General features: G+C 61.8%; 6 protein-coding genes and 1 pseudogene. 2 read left to right on the top strand and 5 right to left on the bottom strand.

Annotation, left to right across the window (positions count from 1 at the left end):
* The first annotated feature begins 209 nt into the window (after nt 1–209).
* Nucleotides 210–389: a hypothetical protein gene (locus tag JMY24_RS36540; RefSeq protein ID WP_201703965.1), complete on the top strand. Its 180-nt coding sequence runs from the start codon at nt 210–212 to the stop codon at nt 387–389.
* Nucleotides 368–604, top strand: a complete 237-nt coding sequence (locus JMY24_RS36535) for a hypothetical protein (RefSeq protein ID WP_236597733.1) — start codon at nt 368–370, stop codon at nt 602–604. Before JMY24_RS36540 ends, JMY24_RS36535 begins: the two co-directional genes overlap by 22 nt.
* Nucleotides 605–690: 86 nt before the next feature.
* Here JMY24_RS36535 and JMY24_RS36530 read toward each other — a convergent pair whose 3' ends face one another.
* The 5 genes and pseudogenes from JMY24_RS36530 to JMY24_RS36510 form a co-directional block, all read right to left on the bottom strand.
* Complete coding sequence (locus tag JMY24_RS36530; RefSeq protein ID WP_201703964.1) at nt 691–2,265, bottom strand: methyl-accepting chemotaxis protein; 1,575 nt, start codon at nt 2,263–2,265, stop codon at nt 691–693.
* 28 nt (nt 2,266–2,293) lie between these two features.
* Entirely contained in the window at nt 2,294–2,728 is a 435-nt protein-coding gene (locus JMY24_RS39020) for an MFS transporter (RefSeq protein ID WP_236597734.1), read from the bottom strand.
* 33 nt (nt 2,729–2,761) lie between these two features.
* A pseudogene (locus JMY24_RS39015) lies at nt 2,762–3,527 on the bottom strand (MFS transporter); the annotation flags it as partial.
* Nucleotides 3,528–3,699: 172 nt separating this feature from the next.
* A complete protein-coding gene (gene gabD / locus JMY24_RS36515; RefSeq protein WP_407070692.1) occupies nt 3,700–5,160 on the bottom strand; it encodes an NADP-dependent succinate-semialdehyde dehydrogenase in 1,461 nt (486 codons plus the stop codon).
* A gap of 113 nt (nt 5,161–5,273) precedes the next feature.
* A complete protein-coding gene (locus tag JMY24_RS36510; protein WP_102634262.1) occupies nt 5,274–6,434 on the bottom strand; it encodes a porin in 1,161 nt (386 codons plus the stop codon).
* Nucleotides 6,435–6,480 lie beyond the last annotated feature (46 nt).

Raw genomic sequence — 6,480 nt, 5'->3', positions numbered from 1 at the left:
GCCGGTTCGCGATCTCGCCGGTCTGAGCGTCGACCCAGTACATCTGGAACACGTGCTTTGCAACATCCAGTCCGTATGTCGTAGCATTCATTTTGGGCCCTCCGTTCCTCATGTGGACGTGTCGAAACTCCACTCTGGCACATTGATGCCGATCGGTTCAGGAGGGCCTCTGCGTTTCTACCAGGCTCTGCGTCCCCGAAGGGAGGGCGGTGTCCATTCCATCTCGGTCGTTGCTCGTGGTGGGATTCACCACGCTGATCTATCTCGGGTTCTTCGTTTCGAACATCATTCTCGCGGGCAAGACGCTGCACGCCGCTATCCCACCGGTTCCCGTGCCGTCGCTCAAATCATCAGCAGTGACGGCGGCATGTACGGCTCGTTCAATGTGACGGCGATCGCACTGTACGTCTTCGGCATTGCGGTTCAGGTGCCGTTCATGGAAGAGAGCTTCTTCCACGGCCCTTGGGCGTCGCTGCTTGGCGGTGCGGACGTTTCCTGGATGGTCGGCCTCGTTGCGACGGCGCTTGCCTACTACCTGCTCGCGCCGACCAACGGTTCACGCTCCCCGCGCCGCGCTCCAGCAGGCGCCACGGCGTCCGAGTAGCCGCGCCCGTTGAATCGCGTGTATTGAATTGCGATCTTCAGCCGGCTCGTTGCTGCAACGAGCCGGTTCTGCGTTGCCGCTACGGTCTACGCGTGTTGCCCAGCGTGATCCGCGAGATTGAACACCGCAACGGCATTTTTCAGATCCATCGCGTGGTCTTCCAGCGACTGGGCCGCCGCGGCAGCCTGCTCGACGAGCGCCGCATTCTGCTGCGTGACCTTGTCCATCAGGTTCACAGCCTGGTTCACCTGCTCGATGCCTCTGCTTTGTTCGTCGGATGCTGCCGCGATCTCGCCGACTATTTCAGCCACCTGCCTGATCGCGAGCTTCACTTCGGTCATCGTGCCGCCTGCATCGTGCGCCTGCCTCGCTCCGCTCTGGATCGTCTCCACCGATGTGCCAATGAGCTCCTTGATTTCCCGCGCCGCCGTTGCCGAGCGCTGGGCGAGCGCGCGCACCTCGTTCGCCACGACGGCGAAGCCGCGTCCCTGATCCCCCGCGCGCGCGGCTTCGACCGCCGCATTCAAGGCCAGTATGTTCGTCTGGAAAGCGATGCCTTCGATCACGCCGGTGATTTCCGAAATCTGGTCCGAGCTGCCGCTGATGCGTTCTATCGTCTCGACCATGCCGTGCACCGCTTCATTGCCGGCGTCCGCCATGCTGGACGCGCGCGTCGCCAGTGTAATGGCCTGACGTGCGTTGTCCGCATTCTGGCGCACAGTTTCGGTCAGTTGCGTCATGCTCGCGGCCGTCTCCTCCAGCGAACTCGCCTGCTCCTCTGTGCGCGACGACAGGTCGAGATTACCAACGGCAATCTCGCTGGACGCAGACGCAATGCGATCGGCGCTGGAGCGAACTCCGCCCACGATGCCCGCGAGACTCTGGTTCATCGCCTTCATGGCCAGCATCAATTGTCCGGTTTCGTCCGTCGACGTCGCTTCGATGCGATTCGTCAGATCGCCTTCGGCGACACACGTCGCCACCGAAACGGCCTGTTTCAACGGCCGGGAAATCGTGCGCGATAGCCATCGTCCTGCGAGAATCGACGCGAGCACGGCAATCAACGACGAGCAGAGCACGCTAGCGTAAATCGAGGTGCGCAGCGTATCGAGCTGAGCACGATTCGCCGCCACTCTCTGCTGCTCATAGCTTTCCAGCTTTCCGACCGCCGCAATCAGTTTTTCGGTTCCCAGATATGAGCCGAAACTTTCGGTCAACGCGGAGAGGTCGCTCACGTTCACCGAAAAAGCGTCCACCTTCTTGCGCATATCCACGAGCGGGTAGACGACCGTTCTTACCCACGCGTCGTATTCCCGCTGACCTTCGTTGACCAGTGCCGCACCTTCGGGCGTGGGATCCATCGCGCGGAGCTTCGTCAATTTTTCGCCAAGGTCTGGGCGGTGATCGACGATCCATTGCCTGTGTGACGCCTTCCCGTTGAGGTTGTTCGCCAGAACCGCCCAGATGATGTTGAGATAGTCGCCCGTCCCGTCTTTCAACAGACGCAACATCTGTTCCGATGCTTCGATCTCTTTCTGCTTCTGATCGATGGCCCGAACGCTGTAAAGACAAACGCATGCGCTGACAATAAAAACGATGATCGCGCCTGAAAACGCGATGGAGATCTTGCTGGAGATGGAGGCGCTTTTAATAGTTTTCATGTTGAAACTGGCAAGTTGTGGTTGTAGTTCAGTCTCGTATCGGCCTTGCGCGATTGCCCGGTACCATCAGCACGGCGATTGCCGCCAGCAGACCCGCGGCAGCGAACACAAAGAAGTTCCACGCGAGCACGACGTCCCATTGCGCCAGAACGCCACCGATCAATGGTCCCGCGATCGCGCCGAAGCGTCCTATGCCGAGCGCCCAGCCGATTCCCGTCGCCCGACTGTGAGGCGGGTAGTACTGCGTGATATAAGCGCCAAGCAGCATGGTGTTGCCGATCGTGCCAACCCCCGCGATGCTGACCAGCACATACGTGAGCACCACGCCATGGGCAAACGGCAACGCGCATAGGCTCGCAGCCGCCAGCAGATACAACACGCTGACCACGCGTTTCGAACCGATGCGATCGGCCAACGCACCGCCGGACAGCGAGCCCAGCGCGGCGGCAAGATTGAGCGTCATGAGCAATGCGAGGCTCGACCCGAGCGGATAGCCCGCCTTGCGCATGAGTTGCGGCAGCCACGTGCTCAGGCCGTACAGGAGAAGCAGGCCCATAAACATCGCGAGCCAGAACGCCAGCGTGGCATGAATGAAGGAGCGATCGAACAACGAACGCACTGGCGCGGGGGCGCTTTTTTTAGCGATACGTACTGCGTCGCCGCAGCGCTCGTTTTCAAGCCACGCGTGCCGGATCCGCAGCGCACGCGCCAGCGACCGCGCTTCGTCAAAACGTTTTCGTGCAATGAGGAAATCGATCGACTCCGGCAAGGAAGGCCCCGCCACGAGCACCAGCAGCAGAGGCAGCGCGCCCAGGCCGAACAGCCATCTCCAGCCATGCGTCGGCAACCACGCAATCGCGAGCAGCGCGACGAGAATGCCGCCGAGCGAATAGCCGGTGTAGATCAACGCGTAGTTAAACGAGCGGCGGTGCCGCGGAGAATATTCGACTGTGAGCGCCGCGGCGGTCGGCACGACGCCGCCCAGCCCCAACCCGCCCGACGACAAAGACCGTGGGCGTGGGCGCCCGCGCCGCCGCAGCCATCATGGCCGAGAACAGCGCCACGCTGCCGAGTAATACCCAGCGCCGGCCGATCAGGTCGCTCACCGTGCCGGCACACATCGCGCCGATCATCATGCCCGCTAATGAGCAACTCGCAATCGCGCCCAACTGGAATGGCGAGAGCGACCAGTTCGTGCCATGGGTCAGCATGGGCAGCACGGCGCCGTAAATTGCGACGTCGTAACCTTCGGCGAGGATCATCGCCAGACAGATCGCGACGACGCGTATCGTTACCGGCAACGGTATGCTTACCGCGCCGGGTTCGGTGTGATCGAGCGCCGTATCGTGCAAACGGGCCGCGCCCGCTTCATTGTTTCTGGATGACCAGGTATTCATGTTCGAGCGTCCCCTTTTGCACCACGCCTTTTTCAGGTCAGACCGCCATGCACAGATATTTGACGACGACATAATCGTCGATGCCGTAGTGCGAACCCTCGCGCCCCATGCCCGACTGCTTCACGCCACCGAACGGCGCGACTTCGTTCGAAATCAGGCCCGTGTTCACGCCGACCATCCCGTACTCCAACGCTTCCGCAACCCTCCAGACACGGCCAATATCTCGGCTGTAGAAGTACGATGCGAGACCGAACTCGGTGTCGTTCGCGAAGCGGATCACCTCGTCGTCGCTGCTGAATCTGAAGAGCGGCGCGAGTGGGCCGAAGGTCTCGTCTTTCGCGACTCGCATGGCCGGGGTGACGTCCCGGAGCACCGTCGGTTCGAAGAAGCCGTGGCCGAGCGCATGACGCTTGCCGCCCGTGACAACGGACGCGCCCTTCGCGAGTGCATCCGCGATATGGGCTTCAACTTTCTGCACCGCCGCCTCGTTGATGAGCGGGCCTTGCGCGACATCGGGTTCGGTGCCGCGTCCGACCTTCAGGCGGCTGACCGCTGCGGCGAGCTTTTCCGCGAACTGGTCGTACACGGTGTCGTGCACGTAGAAGCGGTTCGTGCACACGCACGTCTGCCCGCTGTTGCGGTACTTCGATGCGATGGCACCCTGGACGGCCGCATCGACGTCGGCATCGTCGAACACGATGAACGGCGCGTTGCCGCCGAGTTCGAGCGACACTTTCTTGACCGTCGACGCGCACTGGCTCATCAACAGGCGGCCCACCGGCGTCGATCCCGTGAACGAGAGCTTGCGCACGACGGGATTCGACGTCAGCTCCGCACCAATCGCCTTCGGGTCGCCCGTCACCACGCTGAACACACCGGACGGCACGCCCGCACGCTGGGCCAGCACGGCCAGCGCCAGCGCCGAGAACGGCGTCGCTTCGGCGGGTTTGACGACGATGGTGCAACCGGCGGCGAGCGCGGGTCCAACCTTGCGGGTAATCATCGCGGCCGGGAAATTCCACGGCGTGATCGCGGCGCACACACCCACCGGCTCCTTCACCACGACGATGCGCTTGTCGCTCGACGGCGTCGGAATCGTGTCTCCGTACACGCGCTTGCCTTCTTCCGCAAACCACTCGAAGAACGACGCGGCATAGCCGATTTCACCCTTCGCTTCCGCAAGCGACTTGCCCTGCTCCGTCGACAGGATCAGCGCAAGATCATCGGCGTTCTCCATCATCAGATCGTGCCATTTGCGCAGAATGGCGCCGCGTTCTTTCGCGGTCTTTTTGCGCCAGGCGGGCCAGGCCGCGTTCGCTGCGTCGATCGCCTGACGTGTTTCGCTCGCGCCCATCAAAGGAACGTTGCCGACGGTCGCGCCCGTTGCGGGATCGCGGACCTCGAATGTTTCTGCGCTCGCGGCGCTTTGCCATTCGCCGCTGACGTAAGCCTGTTGTCGAAACAGCAGCGGGTCCTTCAACTGGGTTCCCAATTCCATGGTCATTCCTAAAGGGGTTGCGAAAAAGTGTCGCGCACCCCGATGCTGGTCAGGGCGCGCGATATCAAGCTGGGTCGAAACCGTGCTCCACGCCAAGACGGAGCACGCTGCTGTCAGAACTGGTGATACATTCCGATACGCACCGCGGTCTGATGATTGTTCGACGACGCCGATCCCACCGCGCCATCGAAGATGTCGGCATTCGACGCCGCGCCCGCTGCCTTTTGCCAGACGCCCATCGCGTATAGCGAGGTGCGCTTTGACAAGGCATAGGCCGTCGTGAGTCCCACCTGGTGGTAAATCGGAATCGACTGGTCGTAGCCGACGTTGCCGTGCGTGTACACGTACTGCGCACCGACGTACCACGCCGACGTCAGGTTGTAGCGGCCCCACGCTTCGTAGTTCGCAAAAATCACCGTGCCCTGTGTGCCGTTGGCGTCGTTGAACTTCGTGTTGGTGTAATCCAGACCGAGCGTCGCCGAACCCAGCGCGTAATTGATCGCCGCACCGAAGATCTGCTCATTGGCCGGATTGCCCACGTAGCTGAACGGGCCGCTCGCGCCAATCGCCGCGCCGGTGGTGTTGCTCACGTAATTTCCGTCGGTCAGAAGTGCCGCGGGATTCTTCGCGTACAGGTAAGCGCCCGCGATGTTGAACCCGCCAAAAGCGTAATTCGCCCCAAGGCTCCACAAGCCGGTCGTTCCGCGGCCGGGCGCGTTCGTATTGGTGAACGAATAGAGGCCGCCAAATGTCAGGCCGCCGATCTTCGGACTCGCGTATTTGATCGAATTGTCGACGCGAAAAGAGTTGTCCGTGTTGTCGATGTCACCTGCATGAACGAGCGGTCCCCCGAGTTGTCCGGGCGCGGTGAGCGGTTGCAGATAATCGACCACCGAATCGTACTGGCGCCCGAGCGTGACCGTGCCGAGATGCGCATCCGAAAGCCCTACGTAGGCCTGACGGCCGAACAGGCGTCCGCCCTGGCGGCTTTGGCCGTTTTCCGTGCTGAAACCCGATTCCAGCTTGAACAGCGCGCTCAGACCGCCGCCGAGATCCTCGCTCCCCTTCAAACCCCAGCGGCTGCCATAGACGCCGTCATACGTACCGTCGCGCATGCGCCAAAGCGAATGGCCGCCGCTGTTGCTGACGTAGTCGATGCCCTCGTCGATCACGCCATACAGCGTGACGGACGATTGCGCGTGCGCGTTCAACGCGACGAAAGCGCTCCCCGCCAATAACCACATAGCAATGTTCTTCTTATCACGACGTTTCATGCCTTCTTCTCTCCTTATCAAATGCGCTGCTAACCCGCCACGAAAC

It is taken from the genome of Paraburkholderia kirstenboschensis, assembly GCF_904848585.1.
Taxonomy (GTDB): Bacteria; Pseudomonadota; Gammaproteobacteria; order Burkholderiales; family Burkholderiaceae; genus Paraburkholderia; species Paraburkholderia kirstenboschensis.
The sequence above is the reverse complement of the archived record's forward strand: the minus strand, read 5'-3'. Positions and strand labels throughout refer to the sequence as shown.